A 24,205-nucleotide genomic window follows, 5' to 3' on the forward strand; every position below is an offset into this window, starting at 1 on the left:
GCCGGCACGGTCCTCGGACGGGGCGGAGCTCCCCCGCAGCGGGAGCTCACCGGAACCGAGTTTTTTGAACGTGTTCAACTCAACGGTAGGGTTGCCCTCACACGGAGCGGGAGGGCTGGATGAAGATCGTGATTCCCGGCGGGACCGGACAGGTGGGCACCGTCCTGAAGCGCGCGTTGACCACGGCCGGGCACGAGGTCGTGGTGCTGACCAGACGGCCGACGGGGCCCGGTGAGGTCCACTGGGACGGTGCGACCCCGGGGCCGTGGACCGAGGTGATCGACGGCAGTGATGTCGTGGTCAACCTGGCCGGCCGCAGTGTGAACTGCCGCTACACCCCCGCCAACCTCCGGGCCATGATGGACTCGCGGGTGCTCTCCACCCGGGTCGTGGGCGAGGCGATCGGCGCCGCGGCGCACCCTCCGCGGGTCTGGCTCCAGATGAGCACCGCCACCGTCTACGCGCACCGTTTCGACGCGCCCAACGACGAGGACACCGGCGTGATCGGCGGAGCGGAGCCCACCGTGCCGGGCTACTGGTCCTACAGCGTCGACATCGCCAGGGCCTGGGAGCGGGAACAGGAACGGGCGGCCACCCCGCACACCCGCAAGGTGGCCCTGCGCACCGCCATGGTGATGAGCCCCGACCGGGGCGGCGTCTTCGACGTCCTGTCGTGGATGGCCCGCCTCGGGCTCGGCGGACCGGTCGCGGGCGGCGCCCAGTACGTGTCGTGGATCCACGACCACGACTTCGTCCGCGCGGTCGAGTTCCTGGCCGAGCGGGACGATCTCGCCGGCCCGGTGAACCTGGCCGCCCCCGGTCCCCTGCCGCAGCGCGCCTTCATGCGTGCCCTGCGCACCGCGTGGCACGTGCCGCTGGGTCTGCCCGCGACGCGGGGGATGGCCGAAGTGGGCGCGTTCGTACTGCGCTCGGACACGGAGCTCCTGCTCAAGAGCCGGCGGGTCGTCCCCGGCCGCCTGCTCGAGGCGGGCTTCGGATTCGCGTACCCGACGTGGCCGGAGGCGGCCCGCGACCTGACACGGCGCCGACGCGGCGCGAGCGGCCCGGTGCGCGCCGCGCCGCGCTGACCTGCCGGTGCCATGCGCGCCGGTCGGCCCTCGGTGCCGGGCCGGCCCGGCATCCACGATCCGGACGGCCCGGCGACAACATGCCCCATGCATCTACCGTCGTCGGGGGTGACGACGTCCGAGGGCGAGAGGAGTTGCCGGATGGCCGGGGCGACGGTGGAGGACACGGAGGGCGGGCCGGGGGCGGCCGTGGTCCTCCTGCGGGACGTGCGCGTGCGCCGCCACACGACCGACCGCCTGATCCTCGACGGGATCGACTGGACCGTCCGGCCCGGAGAGCACTGGGCGCTCCTGGGGGCCAACGGCGCCGGGAAGACCACCCTGCTGCGCCTGCTCGGTGCCCTGATGCACCCCACGACCGGCAGTGTCGAGGTGCTCGGCAGCAGGCTGGGCCGGGTGGACGTCCGCGATCTGCGCGCCCGTGTCGGGCATGTCACCGCTGCCCAGCGGGTGCCCGGCGAACTCACCGCCCACGCCGTGGTGCTGACCGGGCACACCGGTACCGTCCAGCCGCTGTGGCGGATGTACGACGACGAGGTCCGGCGGCGGGCCCACAGGCTCCTGGCCGAACTGGACGTCGAAGAGCTGACCGACCGGCCGTACGAAGTGTGCTCGGGCGGCCAGCGGGCCCGCCTCCTGATCGCCAGGGCGCTGATGGCCGACCCGGCGCTGCTGCTCCTGGACGAGCCGTTCAACGCGCTGGACCTGCCGTCCCGGGAAGACCTCGTCGAGGCCGTCCACCGACTGGCCGAGGGACGCCCGCGACTGGCCACCGTGACGGTCACCCACCACTTGGAGGAGCTCTCCCCGGCGGTCGGCCACGCCCTGCTGCTGCGGGAGGGCCGGATCCTCGCCCGGGGGCCCGTCGCCGAGGTGCTGACCGACGCACGGGTGACGGCCTGCTACGGCCGCGACATCACGGTGACCCGGCGCGACGGGCGCTGGGCGGCGTACTCGCGACGGCGGACCGAGCACCCGGCCCCCTGACCCCGCCCCGGGTCCCGGGGCCGCGTGCGTGCGAGAAGAGCGTGAGGCCGCCTTTCGCGCCGGTCGCCGACGGCTGGGGCTCCGGCGAGCGAGGCACCCACGAGGAGCTGAGACACGGCCGGTCTCCCGAGCGCGCGTTGACGCCGTCGGCCGTCCGGCCCGTCATCGTTGCCGGCAACCCGAGGGTCCCCGTGCCGCCGCTTCCTGCGCCGTATCCGATTCCGGTCGCTCCGTTCCGTCGAGCCTGCGGCGGGACACCGGCTTCCGCGGACTTTGGACGGGCCGGACCGTCTCCCGACCCGGTGAACACGCGAGTCCGGTGGTCCCGCCGCCCTTCGCCGTCCTGACGCCGAACGCCGGTGCCGACCGACCGGGCGTTCTTCGCGCCGTCCTTCCCGTCGGTCCGGCGGATCCGCCGGACCGAATCGGTCCCCGGGCGCGCGGAACACCTCCCTCGGGTCTGGCGGCGGATTCACGAGGGCCTGCGTTGCGTCGCCGACGATGCCCTGCTTCGGAGCGTGTGCCTGGCCTCGGCCGTCCTCCGGTTCTCCTTCGCGGCCGTGATGACCGTCCATCCTGCTCCTCCTGCCGCGGGAACCGCACCTGCCGGGCACCGTCGTCGGTCCGGCGCCCCGGCCGGCGCTCGTCCTGGACATCGACGAGATCCACCCGCACCGCCCGCAGTCCCTGAACCGCTCAGGACCGTGGACCACCGGACGAGCCGTCAGGCGGACCGGTGGACGACGAGCTTGAACTCCGCCAGGACGACGCTCCGCGCCACACCGTCGTCATGGGTGACCCGTAAGGCGAGCGGGACGGCCGGGTCGACGAAGATGCCCCACTGCTTCGTCCAGCACTGCATGCCGGGACTGGGCGGCCGGTGCTCCGTCCCCGTGGTGTCGCCGGGCGCCGGGGTGAGGCCGAGGGGGTCCCGGACGAACTGGTCCCGCAGTTCGTCGTAGTTCCCGGCCTCCCACTGGATCATCGCGTACAGGACGCCCCAGCCGGTCGTGCTGGGCCATATCAGCCCGGACCGGTCGTCCGAGTCCCAGTCCGTGACCACGTACCCGTCCGGCTGGTTCACCTGGTGCATGGAGAACCGGTCGGTGGACTCCGCGGACCCGAACGGGAACCGTACGACCGTGTAGGGGCTGTTGGCCGGGACCGGCTGCGGAGTGTCCCGCTTCAGGGAACACACCTGCACTCCGGGCGGATCCGTCGCGTCGATGGACATGGTTCGAATCTGCCCGTTCCCGGGCGGTCCGATGCGGACCCGGCCGTCCGGACGTCAGACCGTGTGGGCGTAGGCCGGGTACGTCAGGTAACCCGCGTCGCCCCCCTGGTAGTAGGTGGCCTCGTCGACGGGCGCCACCGGGAGGTTGGCGCGCAGCCGCTCGACCAGGTCGGGGTTGGCGATGAAGGCGCGGCCGAAGCTGATGAGGTCGGCGCCCAGCCCGAGCCAGTGGTCGGCCTCGTCCCGCCCGGTCTGCTTCGGACCCATCGGGACCACGGGGTTCATCACGAGGGTCCCCGGCCAGGCCCGGCGCAGACCGACCAGCACCTCTTCGCCGACGGTGGCCTCGATGTGGACGTAGGCCACCTCCAGCCGGGCCAACTCGGCCAGCAGCGCGGCGTAGAGCTCGGGGACGTCGGTCTCCTCCACACCCCAGAACGTCCCGCCCGGGGAGAGCCGGATACCGGTCCTCGCCGCGCCGACGGCCTCGACGGTCGCGGACACCGCCTCGACGGCGAACCGGATCCGGTTGGCCACAGTGCCTCCGTAACGGTCCGTGCGCACATTGGCGTTCGAGGAGAGGAACTGCGAGATCAGGTAGCCGTTGGCGCCGTGCAGCTCCACGCCGTCGAAACCGGCGTCGACGGCACGGCGGGCGGCCTCGGCGTACGACAGGGCGTGCTCGGGCACCTCGGCGGTGTCCAGGGCGCGCGGCATCGGCGCGGGCTTGGGCCCGGCCGGGGTGAACACGTCACCGACGGCCGGGACGGCCGACGGCCCGACGGGCCGCATACCGGTGGTGTCGGGGTGCGACACCCGCCCGCCGTGCATGAGCTGGGCGAAGATCCGGCCGCCGTTGGCGTGCACGGCGGCGGTCACCGGGCGCCACGCGGCGACCTGCTCGTCGGTGTGCAGTCCCGGCGTGCCCGGGTTCGACTGTCCGACCAGGCTCGGCTGCACCCCTTCGGAGACGATCAGTCCGGCCGTCGCCCGCTGTGCGTAGTACGTCGCCATCGACGGTGTCGCCAGCCCCTCCGGGGTGGCCCGGACCCGTGACATCGGGGCCATCACCACCCGGTTGGGCAGCCTCAGGTCACCGAGCTGATAACTGTCGAGAAGATGTGTCACGGCAGACTCCGTTGCGATGCGTGCAACCCGTGTTTCGGGCTCGGCGGTTACGCTAAAACCTCACATTGATGTGAGAGGCAAGTCCGGTGCCGAAGGGCTCGGCGGGGAGGGCGGCATGCGAATCGGGGAGCTCGCGTCACGGTCAGGGGTCAGCGTCCGGTCCCTGCGCTACTACGAGGAGCAGGGGCTGCTCGCCAGCACCCGCAGCACCAGCGGGCAGCGGCACTACACGGAGGACGCGGTGGAGCGGGTCGCGTTCATCCAGCGGTTGTTCGCCGCGGGCCTGTCCAGCCGCACCATCCTCGAGCTGCTGCCCTGTACCGACGCGCCCAGCGAGGAGAACTCCGACGCCGCGCTGGAGCGGATGGCCCAGGAGCGCGACCGGCTCTCCGAGCACATCGCCGACCTCGTGCGCACCCGTGAGACGCTCGACGGACTGGTGGTCGTGGCCAGGAAGTACCGGGACGGCCTGCGCGCCGCGCCGGCCGCCGACGGGGCGTGACCTCCGCGGCCGACGAGCCGGCGCTCCTCGCCGTGCCGCACGGTCCGGCACGGAAACGAGGTGCGTCCCGCGGTGGCCGTCCTCTACCGTGCGGCCATGCGCGTCGTTTTCACCAAGGGTCCCGGCACGAGCTACGACATCGCGGTGCACCGTGAGACCGGGGCGGCGCTCGCCCCGCGCAACGGGCCCGGCGGGCACCCGTACCTGCCGCACGACCTGGTGCACTTCCTGGTCGAGGCGGAGGCGGGCATCGGACTCGGGGTCTACGGGCGGCTGGCCGCCGGTGACAACGGCCTGTTCTGGCCCGCCGACCCCGCGGAACGCGCCAAGGCCGCGCGGCGCCGCAAGTCCAGGCCGGTGAAGTCGTCCCCCCGGGCGCGGGCGGACATGGCCCTGTCGGAGCACCTGGCGGGCATCGCCGTACCCGTGTGGGAGGTGCGGCGCGGGCATGCGGGGCAGCTGCCGGCGTATGTGACGGCGGGCGGGATTCCCCCGGTGGTCGACCGGATCGTGTCCCGGTTCGACGAGTACGCCGACCGCTGGCACACACTGCCGGCCGGCGGTTCACTGACGCTGACGTGGTGAGGAGTTCACCGGCGAGCGGCGCGGTTGTGGCGGACGGAGGAGTGGAACGACGCGCTGATGAGCGTGACGCCGATGAGGCCGGTGACGATGTCGTTGATCTCGTACTGGATGCTGACGAGCAGGACGAGGGCGAGCGCACCGATCGCGTAGTGGGCGCCGTGTTCGAGGTAGATGTAGTCGTCGAGGGTGCCCTGGCGGACCAGGTACACGGTCAGGGACCGGACGTACATGGCGCCGATGCCGAGGCCGAGCGCCATCAGCACGATGTCGTTGGTGATGGCGAACGCGCCGATGACGCCGTCGAAGGAGAAGGACGCGTCCAGGACCTCCAGGTAGAGGAAGGTGAAGAAGGCGGCTCTGCCCGCCAGGGCGACCGCCGGCCGCCCCGCCCCGGCCTCCTCGGTCCGTCGCCCGGTGTCCTCCCCGGCCTCCTCGGCGGCCAGCCTGCTCTCGAAGAAGCCGGAGAGCCCGCCCACGACCAGATAGGTGATCAGTCCCGCGACGCCCGAGAAGAGAACCGTCTGGGCCTTGTCGGCGTGCTCGCCGCCGTGCTGGTGGGCGTGGGCGGCGAACGTCATGGCGGTGACGAGGAGGACCCCGAGGGCGACGCAGACCGACAGCATGTCGATCCGGCCGAGCCTGGCCAACGGCCGTTCGACCGGGCCGAGCCACTTGACCTCGCGGTCCTCCAGGACGAAGTCGAGGAAGATCATCAACAGGAACATCCCGCCGAACGCGGCGATCGACGGGTGCGCGTCGGTGACGAGTTCCTGGTAGCGGTCCTTGTCGGTGAGCGCGAGGTGGACGGCCTCGGCCGGCGCGAGCCGCGCGCTGACGGCGACGATGACGACGGGGAAGAGCAGCCGCATGCCGAAGACGGCGATCAGGATGCCGACGGTGAGGAAGATCTTCTGCCAGAAGGCGTTGAGCTTCTCGAGGATGCCGGCGTTGATCACCGCGTTGTCGAAGGACAGCGACACCTCCAGAACGGCGAGGACGGCGACCAGCCCCAGAGCCGTCCAGCCGTCGTAGAGCACCCCGGCGGCCAGGCCGAGGCCCGTGACGGCGAAGGCCCAGCGGAACGTCTTCAGCAGCACGCGGCACTCCCCACTCTCTCGGCGCGCTCGTCGCCGGACGACGGGCCCCGTTCCAGTGCCCCTCTCAGGGATGTCTACTACGCCGGTGCCGCGCGAGAGCGGCCGACACCGCGCCGACGGCCCGTCGACCGCGGGCGGGTCACCGCGTGACGTCCAGTACGAGCTTGCCGCGGGTGCGGTTGGTCTCGCCCCGGCGGTGTGCCTCGGCGGCCTGCTCCAGCGCGAACACGTGCTCGACCTCGACCCGGATCGCTCCCGCGTCGACCAGACCGGCGATGGTGGTCAGGGCCGCGCCGTCCGGCTCGACCAGAAGCGGGCTGGTGCGCACCCCGGCCGGCCCGGCCGCGGCGGCGAGCACCGGGGAGACGCCGCCCGGGACGGAGACGACCAGGCCGCCGGGCCGGGTCACCGCCACCGACCGCACATCGGTGGCGTCGAGGCCACCGATCAGGTCGATGACGACATCGATCCCGCCGGCCACGTCCTCGAACCGCTGCCGCGTGTAGTCGATCGTCTCGTCGGCGCCCAGCTCCTTGAGCCAGGCGTGCCGGGACTCACGGGCGGTCGCGACCACTTCGGCGCCCAGATGCCTGGCCATCTGCACCGCCAGGTGCCCGACACCGCCGGCCGCGGCGTGCACCAGTACCCGCTGACCGGCCCGGACACCCGCGGTGTCGACCAGCGCGTGCCACGCGGTGAGCGCCGCGAGGGGCAGGGCGGCGGCCTCGGGGTGCCCGATCGAGGTGGGCTTGCGCGCGAACTGGCGCGACGGCGCCGTCACGTACTCGGCGTAACCACCGGCCGGGCGCGGGAACCAGGGCATCGCGTACACCTCGTCACCGGGCGCGAGCGTGGTGACGCCGAAACCGACCTCCTCGACGACTCCGGAGACGTCCCAGCCGAGGACCAGCGGCAGCGTCTGCAGTCCCGCCATGCCCTGTCCCGCGCGGGTCTTCCAGTCCACCGGGTTGATCCCGGCGGCGTGCACCCGCACCAGCACCTCGGTCGGCAGCGGTTCGGGGCGCGCGACCCGCCCGACGGTCAGCACCTCCGGCCCGCCGAACTCGCCGATGGTGACGGCACGCATGGTGCGCTCGCTCATGCTCTCCTCGTTTCCTGTCCGTTCCGCGTGTGCGAAGACCGGGCCGGGCCCGGTGACCACCAGCCTCGTCCCGTACCCCCGGACGGAGTGAGTGGCCGGAGGGCCACCTGTCATACCATTCCGGCCATGGTGCATCGCATTGCCGTTCTCGCCCTCGAAGGCGTCCTCGCCATGGACCTCGGGATCGCCGCGCGCGTGTTCGACGCGGCGTGCGATCCGTTCGGCGCACCGCTGTACTCCGTGACGACCTGCTCGCTCGGCGGCCGGCCCGTCCGTACCCACGAGGGCTTCCGGATCGTCGTCGACGACGACGAGTCCCTCCTGGAGCGCGTGGACACCGTGGTGATCGCCACCCAGGAACCCGGGAGACATCTGCTCGCCACCGGTGAGCTGCCCGCGGAGGTCGCCGGGGCGTTCGCCCGGATCGGTCCGCACGCCCGTGTCGTCAGCCTGTGCACCTCGGCGTTCCTGCTCGCGGCGGCCGGACTGCTGGACGGCCTGCGGGCCACCACCCACTGGGTGCTCTGCGACGCGTTCGCGCGGCGCTTCCCCCGGGTCGAGGTCGACCCGGACGTCCTGTTCGTCGACAACGGACGCATCCTGACCTCGGCGGGCGGCGCCGCCGGCATCGACGTGTGCCTGCACCTCATCCGCCGGGACCACGGAGCGGCGGTGGCCGGCGCGGCGGCGCGCCGGTGCGTGGTCGCGCCGTGGCGCGAGGGCGGGCAGGCGCAGTTCATCGAGCACCCGGTGCCGGAGGACGCCGACCGTTCCACCTCGGCCACCCGGCAGTGGGCCCTGAACCGGCTGGCCGAACCCCTCACGTTGGAGGACCTGGCCCGGCACGCGCACATGAGCGTACGCACCTTCACCCGGCGGTTCCGCAACGAGGTGGGCACCAGCCCCCTCCAGTGGCTGCTGCAGTGCCGGCTGAACCATGCGCGCCGGCTGCTGGAGTCCACCGATCTGACCGTCGCGCGCGTGGCCACGGCGAGCGGCTTCGGCGACGCCGTCGCCCTGCGCAAGCACTTCTCCACCCACCTCGGCCTGTCCCCGCTGGCCTACCGCCGTGCCCACAACGCCCCGGACCTGACAGCGACGGGATGAACGCCATCGAGCGACGCCCCGCACTTCCCGCGCGGCGGACCGTGTCCGCGACGCGCGCTTCACGGCGGCGGCCACTTTCCGGACCGGGAGTCGGGACAAGTCCGACGAGTTCGACCAGGAGGCCGCTCGCCGCCGTCCGTCGACCGCCCTGGCCGGCTGTACGGCTCTGCCGGAGAGGCCGAGACTCCTCCCGGGCCGGCCACGGCATCTCGGGTGCGGGCGTCGAGGACCGTGCGCAGGTGCTCGAGGACGCCGCCCAAGGGCCGTCCGTGGGCGGGGACATGACGATCTGTCCCGCCCCGGCCAGGAGGTGAGCTTCAACGACGCCGCCGACGACCGTGCTGACGCCCACGTTCGGGACGAGGGCTGCGTGGAGTGACCGCGCCGTGCGGGAGTCAGCGGCGCCGACGGCGTACGAGGCGGCGGAACGCATTCGGCCCGCCGGCCGGTGCGGGCAGTGCGCCCGCCACCGCGTCGGCCAGCAGCGAGCCGACGGTCTCGGCCGCGCAGGCGCGGTTGGCGCCGATGCCCCCCGAAGGACCGCGCTTGATCCAGCCGACGACGTACGTCCCGGGCCTGCCGGTCACCCGGCCGCGCTCGTGCGGCACGGTCCCGGTGGCCTCGTCGAACGGCAGCCCCGCCGGGGCCACCCCGCGGTAGCCGACCGCCCTCAGCGCCAGGCCGGCCGGGATCTCCAGCCCTGCGGTGCCGCCGGTGACCCGCACGGCACGCGTGTCCTCGCCCCCGCACACCGCCACGGGGGAGGAGAGGAAGCGGAACACGATACGCCGCCGTCCCGCCGTACCCGGCGACAGGGACCAGTCGACGGCCTCCCGGGTCACCCCCCGCAGCACCGCCGCCTTGTCCTTTGGGCCGGCGGCGTCGATCGCCGCACCGATGCGCGGATCGTGGTCGTCGATGAGCAGATCCACCCCGGGAAGGTGCTTCAGGGCGAGCAACTCCGGTCTGGTGTACGCCGCGTGCTCCGGACCGCGGCGTCCGAGCAGCACCACCTCGCGCACCTTGCTGCGGCGCAGTTCCGCCAGTGCGTGGTCGGCGATCCCGGTACCGGCCAGCGTCTTCGGGTCGGAGACCAGGATCCGCGCGACGTCGAGGGCGACGTTGCCGTTGCCGACCACGACGACCCGCTCGGACGACAGGCCGACGGCGTCCGCGGCGACCTCCGGATGCGCGTTGTACCAGGCGACGAAGGTGGTCGCGGAGACGCTGCCCGGCCGGTCCTCGCCCGGAACGCCCAGCCGCCGGTCCGTGGCGGCACCCACCGCGTAGATCACCGCGTCGTGGTGGGCGGCGAGTTCCTCCGCGGTGACGTGGGTGCCCACGTCGAGGCCCAGGTAGGTCCGCGCGCGCGGATGGGTGAGGAAGCGGGCGAAGGACTCGCCCACCTTCTTGGTGGCCGGGTGGTCCGGTGCCACGCCGTACCGGACGAGCCCGCCGGCGGCCGGAAGCCGGTCGACGAGCGTCACCTCGGCCCGGGTGTGCAGCAGCAGGTCCTTGGCGGCGTACATGCCGGCCGGGCCGGTGCCGACGATCGCGACCCGCAGCGGCCCGAAGTCCGAGGGCAGCACCCGGTCGAAGGACGGCTCGCCCCAGGCGTGGAAGTTCGGCCCCGAACGCGCCGGCGGCTCCGTCTCCTCGGGGAGGTCCCGCTCGAAGTAGGCCGCGTTGATCCGCGCGTACTCCCGCTGCCCGCCGGTCAGCCGGTCGAGCGGGAGGACGGCGTCCACCGGGCAGGCGTCGGCGCAGGCACCGCAGTCGATGCAGCTCTTCGGGTCGATGTGCAGCATCTCGGTGCTGCCGAAGGCCCGTTCCTCGGGCGTGGGGTGAATGCAGTTGACCGGGCAGACGGACACACAGGTGGCGTCGTTGCAGCAGGTCTGGGTGATCGCGAAGGCCATGGTCGTCCACTCCGCTGAAGGCCGGGGCAGGTGCAGGATGAGGGTCGTCAGACGAGGTGGGCGCGCTTGTAGAAGTGGAGCGCGGGCCGGGTGAGCAGTCCCACCGAGGCCAGGAACTCCATCAGGCCCGAACAGCTCGCCCGCATCATCGACTTGTGGTGCTCGTTGGCCTTCGCCTCACGCAGGGCGCGTGCCTCGTCCAGGCCGGCGTTCGCGTAGACCTTCCGGTTCACCATGCTGGTGACGATGACGTAGGCCGCGACGGCGATCAGCAGGGCGTGGATCCGGCGGCGCAGCCGTCCGGCACGCGCGAGGTGCCTGCGTGTCTCGTCGCGGGCGAACTTCATGTGCCGGGATTCCTCGACGACATGGATGTTGTTGATGGTGCGGACGAAGGGCACGACCCGCTCGTCGCGCATCCAGTCGCGCTGCATGACGTCGAGGACCTCCTCGGCGACCAGGATCGCCGCGTACGCGGCCTCACCGAAGGCGACGGTCTTGAAGAGCCGGCCGAGTTCCAGCGCGACCCGGTGCGGCCGGTAGGCCGGCGCCCGGAGCTTCTTCGCCCCGCGGGCGAACATGATCGAGTGCCGGCACTCGTCGGCTATCTCGGTGAGCGCCCACTGGACGGTGTCGTCCGTCGGGTCCTTGGCGTAGATGTCCCGCAGCACCATCTGCTGCAGGATCATCTCGAACCAGATGCCGGTGCTGGCGACGGACGCCGCCTCCTGGCGCGTCAGTTCCTTGCGCTGCGCGTCGGTCAGCTCGTCCCAGTACGCCGTTCCGTAGAGCGTGCTCCACTCCGGGCTGGCGCCGTGGAAGTCCGTGTCGAGCGGCGTGTCCCAGTCGACCTCGGTGAGCGGGTCGTAGGAGAGCTGCGCGGACGAGTCCAGCAGCCGCCGGGCCGCGCCGTCGTCGGAGGTCCTGTTCCCCATGCCGAGGGCTCCTCGCATCGAGTCCGATCAGTATTACCGCGGGTAACCATCCCGCCTTGCTGACGAACTGTATAGCAAGAGGAGTCGTGTTCCTACCCCCAAGTAGCGAAGGGCCGCAGCCGGAACACCGGCCCCGGGTCAGGCGCGGCGGGACCGGACCACGAGGGCCGTGCCACCGGCGACGGCCAGGACCGCCACGCCGCCGAGGGCCGCGACCCCGTCGCTCGCGCCGGTCGCGGCGAGGGCGGGACGAGAGCCGTGCGCCGCCCGCAGGACCAGGTCGGTCACGTCGTCCGGGTCGGTCTCCAACACCGCGTGCGGGGCGTCGACCTCGACGGTGGTCGAGCCGGCCCGTTCGGCCATGAAGCGCAGGTTGTCCGTGCCGATGGTGCGGTCGTCGGTGGCGACGAGATACCAGGACGGGATCGTCTTCCAGGCGACCGCCCGGGTCGCCTCGGCGCTGGTCGCCACGTGTGCGGGGCGCTGCCTGGCGGCCAGCGCGGCGGACCGGCCCGCCTCCAGCCGGTCGCTCAGGAAGACGTCACTGAACTTGTCCGGCTTGATGTACGTGTCGACGTCGGCCGGGCCACCGCCGAGCGGAATCGCGGCCAGGGCGGTGGGGAGAGGGGCGTCGGGGTCGTCCGTCAGACGGCTGCCGGGGTACTTGGCGGCCAGCTCCAGGGCCGTCTCGCCCTTGTCCGGCGCGAACGCCGCGATGTAGACGAGGGACTTGACGTTCGGGTTGCCGGCCGCCGCGTTGGTGATGACGGCTCCGCCGTAGGAGTGGCCGACGAGGACGACCGGGCCCTCGATCGTCTTCAGCCGGGCGGCCAGGTAGGCGGAGTCGCCGGTGAGGCCGCGTAGCGGGTTCGCGGTGGCGACCACCGGATACCCCTCCGCCCGCAGGCTCCGGATGACCTCGTCCCAGCCCGAGTCGTCCGCCCAGGCGCCGTGCACCAGCACGACGGTCGGCCTGGTGCCCGCGCCGGAGCCGGCACTCCCGCCGCTCTCGGACGCCGGGGACGGGCCGGCGGCCATCAGGGCCGCGGCGGGGACGAGGACGGCCAGGGGGAGCGACCGCCGGGCGGAGACGTGCCGTATGAACCTCATGACAGCTCTCTCTTCGAGGGGAACGACTGCTGTCACGACACTGCATGCGGCCAAGTGGCCCAGCACCGTCAGAGGGACCGGACGAGTGAACAGGCCGCCCCCACGGTCATCTCCACGCGCCCGGTCCCGCCTCCGGTCCCGCGGTCACTCGACTCCGCTGGGAGTGGGCGTCGGTGTGCGGCCGGCGAGGACTGCCTGAAGCCGCGGTGTGCCCTGCTCGACGGCGGTCGAGGTGGTGTCGTGGTCGGCGCCGGCGAGCCCGCCGTTGGTGACCGTGATCGCGTTCGCGCCGATCTGGACGACGGCCACGTCCAGGGTGAGGGTCACGGGATCACCCCCGCTGTCGCCCTTCATCGTCACGGTCAGTCCCTGCCGTGCGTCGCCCTCCTCGGGCAGGGGCAGCTCGACGACCTGGACGGTGCGGTCACCGCTGTCACCGCCGCTCACGGTGAACTGGTCGCAGGTGTCGGGAAGCGACCGCAGCCACTTCATCGACTCGTCGAGGTCGGACTTCTGGTACGCGGCGACCTGGTAGAGCAGCCGGGAGTCACCCTCCTGGAACCCGTTGAGCGCCGACGCCCCGGACGGGCGGCCCAACAGGGTCTCGTCGTACAGCGAGTCGACCAGCTGCTGGCAGTCCGAGGCGTCGCTCCTCCCCTCGAGGAACGCGGCCACGTCGACCTGCCCGACGAGCAGGGAGTCCCGCCACTCCTGCGGGTTCTCGGCCTGCGTCCAGTCGCCCTCGAGGTCCGCCTCGGTGATCAGCGCGTTCCGCGCGCCGGTCTCGGTGAGCTCCGAGGCGGGCGACGACGTCGGCGACGAGGTCGGGGACGTAGGCGTGGACGTCGGCGTGGACGTGGGGGACTCGGTCTGCGCCGCGAGGGCCCGCTCGACGGCCGCGCCGGCGGTCTCCGACCCGGCCGACGCGCTGTTGTCCGCGCTGGAACAGGCCGCCGTGGTGAGCAGGGTCCCGGTGGCCAGTACGGCGGCCAGGACACGGGACGAGCAGACGATCGGGCGAGGGGTGGTCACGAGTGCCTCCTGAGGATGGGACGAGCGCCCCGGTGCCGGCCTGCCCCGGGCGCTTTCCGCCCTTGTCCTCCCACCGCACCACCGGTCCGCCCGGGCGACCAGCGCAGCGGAGGCACACGGGTGAGAACCGGCCCGCCTTCGCACCCGCGTATTCGGGGGATCACCGGGAAGAAGCGATTCCGAGCGCGCTTCCCGGCGTCATCCCGACGACGCTGGTACGTTCCGTTTGCAACGGCATGACCTGGAAAGGAACCCGGCCACGTCCCCCATCGACAGCGAGCCCACGCCCCCTTCCGAGGCGGTCAGGCGTCACCCCGCCCTCTTCCGTGCCGTCCGCCGACGGCGGAACCCGCCACTGCGCCGGTCGGACATCACGGTGACGGACGAGCGAGCGGTCAAGCGAGCGGTGAAGGCCGCCTCGCTCGGCAACGCCATGGAGTGGTTCGACTTCGGCATCTACGCGTATCTGGCCGGCACCATCGGCCGCGTCTTCTTCCCCTCCGGGAGCGACACCGCGCAGCTGCTGTCGTCCTTCGCCACCTTCGCCGTCGCCTTCCTGGTGCGCCCGCTCGGCGGCATGGTCTTCGGGCCGATGGGCGACAAGGTCGGCCGCAAGAAGGTCCTCGCGCTGACGATGATCCTGATGGCGATCGGCACCGCCGCCATCGGCATGCTGCCGACCTACGCGGCCGTCGGCTTCTGGTCACCGCTGCTGCTGATCCTCTTCCGGCTGCTCCAAGGCTTCTCCACCGGCGGCGAGTACGGCGGTGCCTCCACCTTCATCGCGGAGTACGCCCCGGACAAACGGCGCGGCTACTTCGGCAGCTTCCTCGAACTGGGCACGCTGGCCGGGTACACCGGCGCGGCGGGCCTGGTCACGGCCCTCACCGCCTGGCTCGGCACCGACACGATGGACGCCTGGGGCTGGCGCATCCCGTTCCTGGTCGCCGGGCCGCTGGGCATCGTCGGCATCTACCTGCGGCTGAAGCTGGACGACACACCGGCGTATCTGAAGCTGGAGCAGGGCAACGTCCACATCACCGAGGCCGCGAACGCGGTGGAGACCACTGCCCACGGCGACCTCGCCAAGATCTTCCGGCAGTACTGGCCGACGCTGGTGCTGTGCATCGCGCTGGTCGGCGCGTACAACGTCACCGACTACATGCTGCTGTCGTACATGCCGACGTACCTGTCGGACGAGCTGCACTACAGCGAGAGCCACGGTCTGCTGATCCTGGTGGCCACCATGGTGGTGCTGATGCTGATCATCAACCAGGTGGGCCGGCTGAACGACCGGTTCGGCCGCAAGCCGTTGCTGATGACCGGCATGCTCGGCTTCTTCGTCCTGTCCGCCCCGGCGTTCCTGCTGGTGCAGCAGGGCAGCCTGCTCGCCGTCTCGGCCGGCATGCTGATGCTCGGCCTGTCACTGGTCTGCCTGCTCGGCACCATGTCGGCGGCGCTGCCGGCCATGTTCCCGACGCCGGTGCGCTACGGCTCCCTGTCGGTCGGCTACAACCTGTCGGCCTCGCTGTTCGGCGGCACGACACCGCTGGTCATCACGGCCCTCATCGGCGCGACCGGCTCGGACATGATGCCGGCGTACTACTCGATGGCCGCGGCCCTGGTCGGTGTCATCGCGGTGGCCTGCATGAAGGAGACGGCCCAGCAGCCGCTCGAGGGTTCACCGCCCTCGGTGCAGACCGAACAGGAGGCGGCGGAGCTGGTGCGGGCACAGGCACCGACACCGAAGTTCTGACGGCGCGGGCACGCCCGGCGGGACCGCCGGGCTCACCGGACGGACGTCGTCGGACACACGGACGTGACAGCGGGTGCCTCCTCAGGGGTCACAGGCCGGTGACCTTGCTGCTCGCCGAGACCTCGTAGACAAGGGTGACGGTGCGTCGGCCGCCCGGGGCCAGCGGGACGTCCCAGCGGACGATGCCGTCCGCGTCGACCGCGTCGGGCGCGGGGGAGCAGTCGTCCCGACGCAGGCGTACCTCCACCGCCGAGACCTCGGAGACCGGGACGCGCTCCCGGACGACGACCGTCCTGTCGTCGTGCTCGCCGGGGGCGGAGAACCTGGAGAGGTGCAGGCGGACGGTCCGGGTGAGGACGGTCCGCTGGGTGATCCCGGCGGTCTCGCGGGTCTCCTCGGTGTGCCGCAGCACCCGGTGGTCGTCCCGGCTGCCGAAGGCGAGCTCGACGGGGGCACCGGGGGCGGTGAAGTCCAGGGTGCCGCGTCCGCTGAACCCACTGCCGCGGACCAGGTCGACAGGCCCGGCGAGCAGGGCGTGGCCGGACCGGTTGTCGCACCGCACCACCTGGGTGACCAGGGGCGACAGCTCGGGCGAACTGGCGTACTCACTCCTCGCGGGCGAGGTGAACGAGGAGAGCGGCACCCGGTGGGCGCGGCCGTCGGCCGGCACGGAGACCGGTGCGGGGGAGTGGAGCACGCGCACCTCCCCGCCGTCGTCCACGCCCGGCAGCCCGAGCACGGGGGCGGGACCGAGGTCCGCGACCTCCTCCTCGCGCAGGTCGACGTGGACGGTGCGGCGCTCCGCGGCGGAACGCTCCTGGAGCGTCAGCCGGTCCTCGCCGAGCCGGGGCGGTTCCGCGGCCCCCGCGGAACGGGCCGTCGACAGGGTCAGCCGTACGCCCGACCAGTCCTCGCCGGTGCGCTGCCAGACGATCGCGTCCGTGTCCAGCGTGAGGGAATCCCCGTCGAGCACGGCCCGGTAGGCGGGCCGCCACACCGCGCACGGCGTGAGATGGCTCAGCCGCAGCCCGGCCCGCCCGGCGGCCGGGGCGCGCACGGTCAGCTCGATGTGACCGACCAGCTCGGCCGGCTCCGTCTCGGAGAGGTCCAAGGCCCGCCGGGTCTCGGACAGTTCGGCGGTGACGGCGGACAACTCGGCCTCCACGGAGCGCAGCCGCTCGCCGTGGGAGTCGCGTTCGCCGTCCACCCGGTCCAGTTCCCGGGCCCAGCGGTCCCTTTCCGTCTCCCCGTGACCGGCGCCCTCGCCGATCTCCCGCAGCAGATCGGTGGCGAGACGGCCGAGCAGGTCGAGGCGGGCGCGCAGCCGGTCACGCCGCTGCTCCAGGTCCGTCCGCTTCTCTTCCAGGGCCGTCACACGCCGGCGCAGCGCGGAGTCATCGTCGGCGGGCCCCGGCCCGCGCGGCGTCCAGCTGCGGACGATCCGCGCGTCGAGCACGGTCGCCGGGTGGCCGGCGGTCAGCTCGGCGTGGAGGGTACGGTCCACGGCCAGCGCGCTGACCGGTCCGAGACGCAGTCGCTGCGTGCCGGCCTTCAGATCGAGCACGGTCGCACGCTCGACGTGAGCGCGGTCCTCCGTACAGGTGACGGCGGTGACGGGGAGGGGGATGAGCTCCGATGACGTAGACATGCTGGGTCAGCTCCTGCGGTTGCCGCCGGTAAGGGCCTTGCCGGCCGGGATCCGGATTTCGTAACCGCCGTCGAGAGCGGTGGTGCCGCCGGCGGGTAGTTCGATCCGCCACAGGCGTGTGCCCGGCGCGTGGCGCTCCGGGCCGGTGCCGCCCTCGGGCTCCGTCCAGTCGGCTCGTTCCTCGATCCGGACGTCCGCGTCGGAGGTGACGGGCACGCGCTCGCGCACCTCCACGGAGACGGGCACCGGAAGCCGGTTGGCCAGCTCCACGTGGACGCGGTGGTCGAGCACCGTGACGTTGTTGCGCAGCCCCGCGGTCGACTCGTGCAGATTCACCCGGCGGGTGACCCCGATGGCCTCGGCCGGTCCGAGTCCCACCCGGGACACACCGCCCGGGGCGAGCGTGGGCAGCGCGGCGGTCAGCAGGAACTCCTCGTTCACGGTGACCTCCACCGGACCGGCCAGCAGGGCCTGGTCGGTGGCGTTGGAGAGCACCAGCGTCGTGTACACGGTCTGCTCCACGGACGGAACGCAGATGTACTCGGTGCGCAGGCCGACCGGGATCTCGCCGACGGTGACGGTGTGCCAGGTGCCGTCCGAGGGGATGTCGGCGGGGGCCGCGGCATCGAACCGGTGGTCGAAGGAACCCGCCGACTCGCGGGGCCGCACGGCGTACCCGGGAAGGGGCAGCGCGCCCACCGTCTCGGCGCGGCGGCGGTACTCGGCGGTCACCGGGTCGAGGCCGGAGCCGGGGAACAGCCTGCCTCGGCGGCCGCCCGGCTCGTCCGGGCCGCACAGGACGAGCGCGGAGTAGTCGAGTTCGGCGCCGTCCGGCCGAGGCGGACCGGCCACGGGCACCGGCGGCGCGGACGTGGCGGGGGCCGCGGACGCGGCGGGCGGTGGCGGAGCCGCCCCGAAGGCCGCGGGAGCAGCCGGGGCGGCGCCGGGCGCGGCGGATCGCGCGCCGGTACGTGGCCTCCCGCCCGGCCGGGCCGGGACCTGCGCCACGGCGCCGCCGAAGGCGGGCCGGGAGGCGCCCTCCGGGAGCGGGGCGGGCGGCGGTGGGGGGACGGGACCGGACGCGGCACCGGCCACGGCATCGGGCGCCGACCTCGTGTCGGGGCGGGGGCCCGCCGTGTCGTAACCGGTGAAGAGATCGGTCAGCCCCGCCGGGTGCTCACGCCAGCCCGAAGGCGCGGGGGCGGACTGACTGCGTCCGACGCGGACCGAGCGGAGCCGGGGCAGGTCGGTGCGACGGCGCAGATCGGCGGTGGCCAGGGCGATGCGCACACCGGTCCAGTCCTCACCCGTGCGCTGGGCGACCGAGGCCCGCAGCACCAGGGATCCGTCGCTCTCGCCCTCCCGATGGGTGAGCCGGTAGGCGGGCACCCAGACGGCGCCGGGCACCCCGTACTCCACCTCCAGTTCCACCTCCGCGTCGCCCGTGCCGTCCGTGTTGTCCAGCGTCAAAACCGCGCACATCGAGCCGGCCACCGGTGCCGAGGGCGCGTCGGTGGAGGCACGGGAGAGCCTGTCCACGGCGACCGTGAGCTCGTGCTCGACCCGGCGCAGCTCCTCCTCCAGCTCACGGAGCCCGCCGTGCAGCCCGGTCAGGCGCTCGTCGACGAACTCGGAGAGCTCCAGCCACGCGTCGACCGGGGTGCGGCGATGCGGGTCGTCCCGCCTGTGGGCCGGCGGCACGGGACGGAGCGCCCCGACCTCCTCGATCAGACCCAGCTGCCGGTCCCGGCGGTCCCGCGCCGCCGCCCACTCGTCGCGCAGCCGCTTCTCCTCACGCCGCAACCCGTCGGACGGTTCCGCATCGAGGAGTTCGGCCTCCACCTCCACCCGGGCCTCGGTGACACGTACCCCGGACGCTCCGACGACGCGGGCCCGCAACGAACCCGGGTCCAGCGAGCGGGGCAGTCCCGCCACCCGCACGCGTCCGCCCGCCGGCACCGTGCCCCGGGTTAGGCGGCGGCAGAGCGCGCCCTGCGCGTACACCACCACCGAATCGAGAGTCGATGCCCACCTCGGGGCCGTTCCAGCCGTCATGTGCTCCCCCACCCAGCCGTTTCCGTGCCGAGGGCAGCCTACGCGGTGCCCGGCCCGGGGCCGGGGCGAGGTGGTTCGTCATACTCCTCGGAACAGTTGGTCAAGGAGGCGGTCACACATGCGTATCGCGGTTGTCGGAGCCGGTGGAGTCGGTGGCTGTTTCGGAGCGCGGCTGGCCGCGGCGGGCCACGAGGTCACGTTCGTGGCCCGGGGCCGTCATCTGGAGGCCGTACGCCGCTCGGGGCTGCTGGTCCGCAGCCCGCTGGGGGACGTGCGCACCCAGCCCGGCTCGGCCGTCGACAGCGTTGCCCGACTCGGCCCCACGGACCTGGTGGTCGTCGCCGTGAAACTCTGGGACACCGAGGACATCGCCGTACAACTGGCTTCCTCGAAGGCGGGGGACGCCCCCGTGCTCTCGCTGCAGAACGGGGTGCACAAGGACGACATCCTCCGCCGTCACCTGCCCGCGGACTCCGTTCTGGGCGGAACGTGCTTCATCTCGGCCTTCATCGAGGAACCCGGCGTCGTCAGGCACAACAGCGCCCTGCAGAGAATGGTCTTCGGCGCCCGCCGGCCGAGTCAGGTGCCCGTCGTACAGCGGTTCCTGACCGCCTGTCGTGAGGCGGGCATCGACGCGGAGACCAGTGCGGAGATCGACAGGGTGATCTGGGAGAAGTTCGTCTTCCTCGTCGGGCTGTCGGCCACCACGGCCACCATCCGCCGGCCCATCGGTGTCGTCCGTTCCCACGAGCGCTCCCGGGCACTGCTGCGGGAGATCATGGAGGAGACCGTGGCGCTCGCGCGGGCGTCGGGTGTCGCGTTGGACGACACGTTCGCCGAGCGCCAGCTGGCCTTCTGCGACACGCTGCCCGCGGACATGACGTCCTCCATGCACAACGACCTGGAGAACGGCAACCGTCTCGAACTGCCCTGGCTCAGCGGGGGAGTGGCCGACCTCGCGGCCCGGCTCGACGTTCCCGCACCGCGCAACCGGACGGTGGCCGACATCCTGTCCCCGTACGTGCTCGGAGCGGCGGCGGGATGACGGCTGCCGCCTCACCAGACCAGGCACCAGTACGTGCCGTGGTGCCCGATGCCGATGCGGCTGTTCCGCGGAACCAGGCCGGGGTCCGGCTGGCCCACGGCCGCCATCGAGCAGGCGGGGTCACCGACCGCGTCGGCGTCCGCCATGCGGTGGGCGGCGGCCGTCGCGTCCGGGGAGGTGTACCACGTGGTGGTCACCCGTTTGCCGCCACCGGCCGTGGGCACCGGCCCGGATGACATGACGGACGGCGTCGCTACGTGCTTCGAGGGCGCCGGCCGCGTCGTCGGTGTCCGTGTCGGCACCGGGCGGGCGGGTGATGCCGGGTGCTTCGGCGTTGCGGACTTCGCCGGAGGCTCGGGCGTGGCGGGTTTCAGCGTGGATCTGGGCGTGGCGTGCTTCGGCGGGGGTCCGGGTGTCGCGGACTTCGCCGGAGGCTTGGGCGTGGCGGGTTTCAGCGTAGAGCTGGGCGTGGCGTGCTTCGGCGGAGGTCCGGGCGTGGCGTGCTTCGACGAGGGCTCGGGCGTGACGGGCTTCGCCGGAGGCTTGGGTGTGGCGTGCTTCGGCGGAGGTCCGGGTGTCGCGGGCCGCTGCGGGGGCGCGGGTGTCGCGGACCGTGGTGAGGGCGCGGGTGTCGGGGAGCCCGGTGCGGGGCGGGGCGTTGTGGTCCGCGTCGGCGGCGGTGGTGCGGTCGGCCCCACCTGCGGAGTGCGCAGGGCCGACGCGCCGGTCGCGGTCCGGTCGGGCACCGGCCGGCCGCTGGGCGGCGCCGGCCGGGTCGTGGGCCTCTGACCCGGCGGCACCGGCTCGGTCGTCGTCCGCGGTGCCGGCGGCGTCGGCCGGGTCGTCGGCCGACGGCTCGGCGGGGCCGGCGGGGTCGGCTGACGGGGCCGGGACGCCGTCGGCCCGGGGGACAGCGTGGACGTCGGCGTCCCCCGCGCCGTGCTCGACGGCTCTGTCGTGAACGTCCAGGACGGCAATGGGTTCAGCGTCGGAAGGGACAGGTCCTTCGAGGCCGAAGGCGTGGGGCTGGGCGTGCCGCCGTCCTGCGCCACCAACACCCATACGCCGATGCCGCCGAGGACGAGCACGGCGGCGCCCCCTGCGATCCACGGGGCACGCCGGGGCGGGCGTCGGTGACGGTTCATGGTCTTACTGTCCTATGTGACCTGGCGGGGCGCCTGTCGCGTCGTCCGGACACCGTGCTTCCCGCCCGGTCGCTCCGCCCGTGCGAGTGACACGGAGGCCTCTCCGGCTTCCTTCGGGATCTACCCGTCCTCCCCGCTGCCGGCCGTCACCGTCCGCTCCGTGACCGGCTGTGTGTCCGCCCCCTCGGCCGGACGGCGGTAGACGCCGTCGCTCCGGTGCAGATGGTGCAGGTCGACGAGGTACCGGCGCAGGGTCACATGGTCGATCCGGCCCCCTTCGCACCAGGCGCGGAGCCTTTCGTCGATCTCCTTCTCCGCGTACTCCCGGCCCGGCTCGAAGGTGCGTTCCGCGATGTGGCGCAGTACGAGCTTCTTCCGGTTCCACTGCGCCGGCAGCTTCACCAGCCGTCCGTCCCGTACGAACGTGCGGAGCACCGTCTCGAGCCGCTCGTCCCCGGTGCCGTGGTCCTGCGCGGGCCGCGGCCCGGCCGCCTCGCGCGCCAGGCGGCGGAACGAGTCGTAGGACACCGCGAAGCCGTCGGCGTTCGCCGCGACGGCCTCCCGTTCCTCGAGCCGCCGCAGCGCGAGGAGGGCCTTCTTGGCCGGCAGCCCGGTCCGCTCGACGACCTCGGTGGCGCTCGTCGCGCCCAGCGCCACGGCGGCGAAGACCCGCACCCGGGTCTCGTCGGCGAACAGCCCGGCCACGTCCTCGCCCGTCATGCTCCGTCTCCGTCCTTCCGGGAGTGGTCCCCCCGAACCATGTCGTCGGGACGCTACCCCCCGGGGCGCAGCGGACGCCCGTCATTTTTCCGTGCGGGCTTCCCGGACGCCAGGTACGTCGAGCGTGTCAAGCGCGGTGCCCCTGCCCGGCTCCATCGGGGCGGACCTCATCGAAGACGTCGGACGACGTGGGATCTTCACACGTATGGGCATACGGGGAAGGCGGGAAAGCGGGAGAAGGAACATGCGGCTGGGCACACGGGCGGCGGGCGGGGCGTCGGCCCGGCCGGCAAGGAGGTCACGATGACAGGGACGGAGCGCGGGGAGGTCCACGGGCTGTCCGTGCCGACCGCTTCCGCCGCGCTGGAAGCCATCGGCACCGGCGCCTACCTCGTCGACGAGCAGGGCTGCATCATCGCCGTCAACACCCGCGCCGAGGAACTGCTGGGCCGGCCCGCCGCGGAGCTCCTCGGTCATGACGCGCACGACCTGCTGCACCGGGGCCCGGAGGGGCAGCAGCTGCCGAGGACCCAATGCGCGATGCGACAGGCGTTCCACGCCGGACGCCCGGCCCAGGGCGACGAGGACCACTTCGCACGCGCCGACGGTTCGGTGCTGCCGATCTCCTGGCTGATCACCCCGTACGGCATCGGCGACCGCCGAGCCGCCACACTCGTCGTCTTCCACACCCCCGAGCACCCACGGGTCACCGGCCCGCGACCGGAGCCGACGGCCCGGTCGCTGTCGGAACTGCAGCGGCTGGCGCTGCTGGCCGAGACCACCGCGCAGCTCACCTCCACCCTCGACGTCGACGAGGCGCTGCGGCGGCTGATGGCCCTGGTCGTGCCCCGGCTGGCGGACTGGGCGATCGTCGACCTGATCACCGAACGTGACGAGGTGTGGCGTACCGTCGTGATCCACGCCGAGGGCGACACGCTGGTGCGGCACGAGGACCTGCAGGGACCGATGCCGCCGATCCCCGAGGAATCCCGGATGCCCCTGTCCAGAGCCCTGCGCGGCGTCGCCTCCACCCTGGCCGGTCCGCAGACCTACCAGGGGACGCCGGATTCCGGCATCGCGGTCGAGCAGGGCCGTCTGTTCCACGCCACGGGGATGCACTCCGCGGTCATCGCGCCCATCCGCGGCCCGCGCGCCGTCCTGGGCGCGCTGACCCTGGGCCGTACCGAGACTCCGGCCCCCTTCGCCCCCGTGGACCTTCCGCTGATCGAGGACATCGCCCGCCGGGCCGGCCTCGCCCTGGACAACGCCCGCCTCTACCAGCGTCAGCGCAAGGTGGCCGAGACCATGCAGAACCACCTGCTGCCCCAGATGCCGGGCGTCCAGGGCCTGGAGATGACCGTCCGCTACCTGCCCGCACCCGACGCGTCACACGTCGGCGGCGACTGGTACGACGCCTTCCCCCTGGCCGACGCGTCCACCGCCCTGGCCATCGGCGACGTCGTCGGCCACGACCTGGAGGCGGCGGCCGGCATGGCACAGGTCCGCAACATGCTCCGCGCCTACGCCTGGTCCCAGCACGAACCCCCCAGCCGCATCGTCGAACGGCTCGACGAGGCGATCCAGCACATCACCGACGTCACCATGGCCACCATGATCTTCGGCCGGATCGAAACGGCCCACGACGGTCACTGGCGGCTGTCCTGGACCAACGCGGGCCACCCTCCGCCGCTGCTGATCGGCAGGGACGGCCTGGCGAGCTACCTCACCGACGGCCACGGCATCCTCCTGGGCACCCAGACGGGCCTGCGGCGCCCCGACGCCACAGCGCTGCTCCCGCCGGGGTCCACCCTGGTGCTGTACACGGACGGCCTCGTCGAAGCGCCCGGCCAGAGCCTCGACACGGGGCTGAACCGGCTGCGCCGGCACGCCGCCGCCCTCGCCCACCGCCCCCTCACCCCGTTCACCGACCAGCTGCTCCACCGTGTCCGCCCCGCCGACAACGACGACGACGTGGCCCTCCTGGCCCTGCGCGTTCCCGAGGACTGAGCC

The 24,205-nt window shown here is 72.9% G+C and carries 21 protein-coding genes; 9 read left to right on the plus strand and 12 right to left on the minus strand.

Features of this window, described 5'->3' with window-relative positions; translation table 11 throughout:
- The first annotated feature begins 119 nt into the window (after window positions 1–119).
- Together ACZ62B_RS28765 and ACZ62B_RS28770 are read left to right on the plus strand one after the other, a co-directional pair.
- A complete protein-coding gene (locus ACZ62B_RS28765; protein ID WP_469692630.1) occupies window positions 120–1,088 on the plus strand; it encodes a TIGR01777 family oxidoreductase in 969 nt (322 codons plus the stop codon).
- A gap of 141 nt (window positions 1,089–1,229) precedes the next feature.
- The gene (locus tag ACZ62B_RS28770) at window positions 1,230–2,075 is read left to right on the plus strand and encodes an ABC transporter ATP-binding protein (RefSeq protein ID WP_344562392.1); all 846 of its coding nucleotides are present in this window, start codon (window positions 1,230–1,232) and stop codon (window positions 2,073–2,075) included.
- Between the two features lie 724 nt (window positions 2,076–2,799).
- Here the strand turns inward: ACZ62B_RS28770 and ACZ62B_RS28775 are convergent.
- Together ACZ62B_RS28775 and ACZ62B_RS28780 are read right to left on the minus strand one after the other, a co-directional pair.
- A complete protein-coding gene (locus ACZ62B_RS28775; protein WP_469692632.1) occupies window positions 2,800–3,309 on the minus strand; it encodes a hypothetical protein in 510 nt (169 codons plus the stop codon).
- A 54-nt stretch (window positions 3,310–3,363) separates the two neighbouring features.
- A complete protein-coding gene (locus ACZ62B_RS28780; RefSeq protein WP_468722823.1) occupies window positions 3,364–4,437 on the minus strand; it encodes an alkene reductase in 1,074 nt (357 codons plus the stop codon).
- 115 nt (window positions 4,438–4,552) lie between these two features.
- On the opposite strand from ACZ62B_RS28780, the gene ACZ62B_RS28785 reads away from it, so the two are divergent.
- Together ACZ62B_RS28785 and ACZ62B_RS28790 are read left to right on the plus strand one after the other, a co-directional pair.
- A complete protein-coding gene (locus ACZ62B_RS28785) occupies window positions 4,553–4,939 on the plus strand; it encodes a MerR family transcriptional regulator (RefSeq protein WP_344562386.1) in 387 nt (128 codons plus the stop codon).
- A 96-nt stretch (window positions 4,940–5,035) separates the two neighbouring features.
- The gene (locus ACZ62B_RS28790; RefSeq protein WP_468880578.1) at window positions 5,036–5,524 is read left to right on the plus strand and encodes a hypothetical protein; all 489 of its coding nucleotides are present in this window, start codon (window positions 5,036–5,038) and stop codon (window positions 5,522–5,524) included.
- 5 nt (window positions 5,525–5,529) lie between these two features.
- Here ACZ62B_RS28790 and ACZ62B_RS28795 read toward each other — a convergent pair whose 3' ends face one another.
- On the minus strand, window positions 5,530–6,621 hold the full coding sequence (locus ACZ62B_RS28795) for a DUF475 domain-containing protein (protein ID WP_468880576.1): 1,092 nt from the start codon (window positions 6,619–6,621) through the stop codon (window positions 5,530–5,532).
- Window positions 6,622–6,760: 139 nt separating this feature from the next.
- On the minus strand, window positions 6,761–7,723 hold the full coding sequence (locus tag ACZ62B_RS28800) for an NADP-dependent oxidoreductase (RefSeq protein ID WP_468887039.1): 963 nt from the start codon (window positions 7,721–7,723) through the stop codon (window positions 6,761–6,763).
- 126 nt (window positions 7,724–7,849) lie between these two features.
- Between ACZ62B_RS28800 and ACZ62B_RS28805 the strand changes: the two genes are divergently transcribed.
- On the plus strand, window positions 7,850–8,830 hold the full coding sequence (locus ACZ62B_RS28805) for a GlxA family transcriptional regulator (RefSeq protein WP_344562380.1): 981 nt from the start codon (window positions 7,850–7,852) through the stop codon (window positions 8,828–8,830).
- A gap of 395 nt (window positions 8,831–9,225) precedes the next feature.
- On the opposite strand, the gene ACZ62B_RS28810 is transcribed toward ACZ62B_RS28805, so the two are convergent.
- The 4 genes from ACZ62B_RS28810 to ACZ62B_RS28825 form a co-directional block, all read right to left on the minus strand.
- Window positions 9,226–10,749, minus strand: coding sequence for an FAD-dependent oxidoreductase (locus tag ACZ62B_RS28810; RefSeq protein WP_344562379.1), 1,524 nt, complete (start codon window positions 10,747–10,749; stop codon window positions 9,226–9,228).
- Between the two features lie 47 nt (window positions 10,750–10,796).
- Entirely contained in the window at window positions 10,797–11,684 is an 888-nt protein-coding gene (locus tag ACZ62B_RS28815; protein WP_344562378.1) for an AurF N-oxygenase family protein, read from the minus strand.
- Between the two features lie 138 nt (window positions 11,685–11,822).
- Complete coding sequence (locus tag ACZ62B_RS28820; protein WP_468722815.1) at window positions 11,823–12,794, minus strand: lipase family alpha/beta hydrolase; 972 nt, start codon at window positions 12,792–12,794, stop codon at window positions 11,823–11,825.
- Window positions 12,795–12,938: 144 nt separating this feature from the next.
- Window positions 12,939–13,826, minus strand: coding sequence for a hypothetical protein (locus tag ACZ62B_RS28825; RefSeq protein WP_468880568.1), 888 nt, complete (start codon window positions 13,824–13,826; stop codon window positions 12,939–12,941).
- Window positions 13,827–14,067: 241 nt separating this feature from the next.
- Between ACZ62B_RS28825 and ACZ62B_RS28830 the strand changes: the two genes are divergently transcribed.
- A complete protein-coding gene (locus ACZ62B_RS28830) occupies window positions 14,068–15,582 on the plus strand; it encodes an MFS transporter (protein WP_344562786.1) in 1,515 nt (504 codons plus the stop codon).
- 88 nt (window positions 15,583–15,670) lie between these two features.
- Here ACZ62B_RS28830 and ACZ62B_RS28835 read toward each other — a convergent pair whose 3' ends face one another.
- Together ACZ62B_RS28835 and ACZ62B_RS28840 are read right to left on the minus strand one after the other, a co-directional pair.
- A complete protein-coding gene (locus tag ACZ62B_RS28835; protein ID WP_469692636.1) occupies window positions 15,671–17,230 on the minus strand; it encodes a DUF4139 domain-containing protein in 1,560 nt (519 codons plus the stop codon).
- Between the two features lie 6 nt (window positions 17,231–17,236).
- A complete protein-coding gene (locus tag ACZ62B_RS28840; RefSeq protein ID WP_469692638.1) occupies window positions 17,237–19,285 on the minus strand; it encodes a DUF4139 domain-containing protein in 2,049 nt (682 codons plus the stop codon).
- Window positions 19,286–19,403: 118 nt separating this feature from the next.
- On the opposite strand from ACZ62B_RS28840, the gene ACZ62B_RS28845 reads away from it, so the two are divergent.
- On the plus strand, window positions 19,404–20,330 hold the full coding sequence (locus ACZ62B_RS28845; protein WP_344562370.1) for a ketopantoate reductase family protein: 927 nt from the start codon (window positions 19,404–19,406) through the stop codon (window positions 20,328–20,330).
- An 11-nt stretch (window positions 20,331–20,341) separates the two neighbouring features.
- Here the strand turns inward: ACZ62B_RS28845 and ACZ62B_RS28850 are convergent, their stop codons facing one another.
- Window positions 20,342–20,527, minus strand: a complete 186-nt coding sequence (locus tag ACZ62B_RS28850) for a hypothetical protein (RefSeq protein WP_344562368.1) — start codon at window positions 20,525–20,527, stop codon at window positions 20,342–20,344.
- Window positions 20,528–20,771: 244 nt separating this feature from the next.
- Between ACZ62B_RS28850 and ACZ62B_RS28855 the strand changes: the two genes are divergently transcribed.
- Window positions 20,772–21,119: a hypothetical protein gene (locus ACZ62B_RS28855; protein ID WP_469692640.1), complete on the plus strand. Its 348-nt coding sequence runs from the start codon at window positions 20,772–20,774 to the stop codon at window positions 21,117–21,119.
- A gap of 476 nt (window positions 21,120–21,595) precedes the next feature.
- Here the strand turns inward: ACZ62B_RS28855 and ACZ62B_RS28860 are convergent, their stop codons facing one another.
- Complete coding sequence (locus ACZ62B_RS28860) at window positions 21,596–22,195, minus strand: DUF2087 domain-containing protein (RefSeq protein ID WP_469692642.1); 600 nt, start codon at window positions 22,193–22,195, stop codon at window positions 21,596–21,598.
- Window positions 22,196–22,498: 303 nt separating this feature from the next.
- On the opposite strand from ACZ62B_RS28860, the gene ACZ62B_RS28865 reads away from it, so the two are divergent.
- The gene (locus ACZ62B_RS28865) at window positions 22,499–24,202 is read left to right on the plus strand and encodes a PP2C family protein-serine/threonine phosphatase (protein WP_469692644.1); all 1,704 of its coding nucleotides are present in this window, start codon (window positions 22,499–22,501) and stop codon (window positions 24,200–24,202) included.
- Window positions 24,203–24,205 lie beyond the last annotated feature (3 nt).

It is taken from the genome of Streptomyces sp. NPDC053426 (assembly GCF_055585405.1).

Coding starts and splice junctions, on each gene's coding strand:
- ACZ62B_RS28800 (WP_468887039.1), bottom strand. CDS start 7,723: ATGAGCGAGCGCACCATGCGTGCCGTCACCATCGGCGAGTTCGGCGGG.
- ACZ62B_RS28770 (WP_344562392.1), top strand. CDS start 1,230: ATGGCCGGGGCGACGGTGGAGGACACGGAGGGCGGGCCGGGGGCGGCC.
- ACZ62B_RS28840 (WP_469692638.1), bottom strand. CDS start 19,285: ATGACGGCTGGAACGGCCCCGAGGTGGGCATCGACTCTCGATTCGGTG.
- ACZ62B_RS28785 (WP_344562386.1), top strand. CDS start 4,553: ATGCGAATCGGGGAGCTCGCGTCACGGTCAGGGGTCAGCGTCCGGTCC.
- ACZ62B_RS28845 (WP_344562370.1), top strand. CDS start 19,404: ATGCGTATCGCGGTTGTCGGAGCCGGTGGAGTCGGTGGCTGTTTCGGA.
- ACZ62B_RS28820 (WP_468722815.1), bottom strand. CDS start 12,794: ATGAGGTTCATACGGCACGTCTCCGCCCGGCGGTCGCTCCCCCTGGCC.
- ACZ62B_RS28810 (WP_344562379.1), bottom strand. CDS start 10,749: ATGGCCTTCGCGATCACCCAGACCTGCTGCAACGACGCCACCTGTGTG.
- ACZ62B_RS28865 (WP_469692644.1), top strand. CDS start 22,499: ATGACAGGGACGGAGCGCGGGGAGGTCCACGGGCTGTCCGTGCCGACC.
- ACZ62B_RS28790 (WP_468880578.1), top strand. CDS start 5,036: ATGCGCGTCGTTTTCACCAAGGGTCCCGGCACGAGCTACGACATCGCG.
- ACZ62B_RS28775 (WP_469692632.1), bottom strand. CDS start 3,309: ATGTCCATCGACGCGACGGATCCGCCCGGAGTGCAGGTGTGTTCCCTG.
- ACZ62B_RS28765 (WP_469692630.1), top strand. CDS start 120: ATGAAGATCGTGATTCCCGGCGGGACCGGACAGGTGGGCACCGTCCTG.
- ACZ62B_RS28815 (WP_344562378.1), bottom strand. CDS start 11,684: ATGGGGAACAGGACCTCCGACGACGGCGCGGCCCGGCGGCTGCTGGAC.
- ACZ62B_RS28805 (WP_344562380.1), top strand. CDS start 7,850: ATGGTGCATCGCATTGCCGTTCTCGCCCTCGAAGGCGTCCTCGCCATG.
- ACZ62B_RS28860 (WP_469692642.1), bottom strand. CDS start 22,195: ATGACGGGCGAGGACGTGGCCGGGCTGTTCGCCGACGAGACCCGGGTG.
- ACZ62B_RS28835 (WP_469692636.1), bottom strand. CDS start 17,230: ATGTCTACGTCATCGGAGCTCATCCCCCTCCCCGTCACCGCCGTCACC.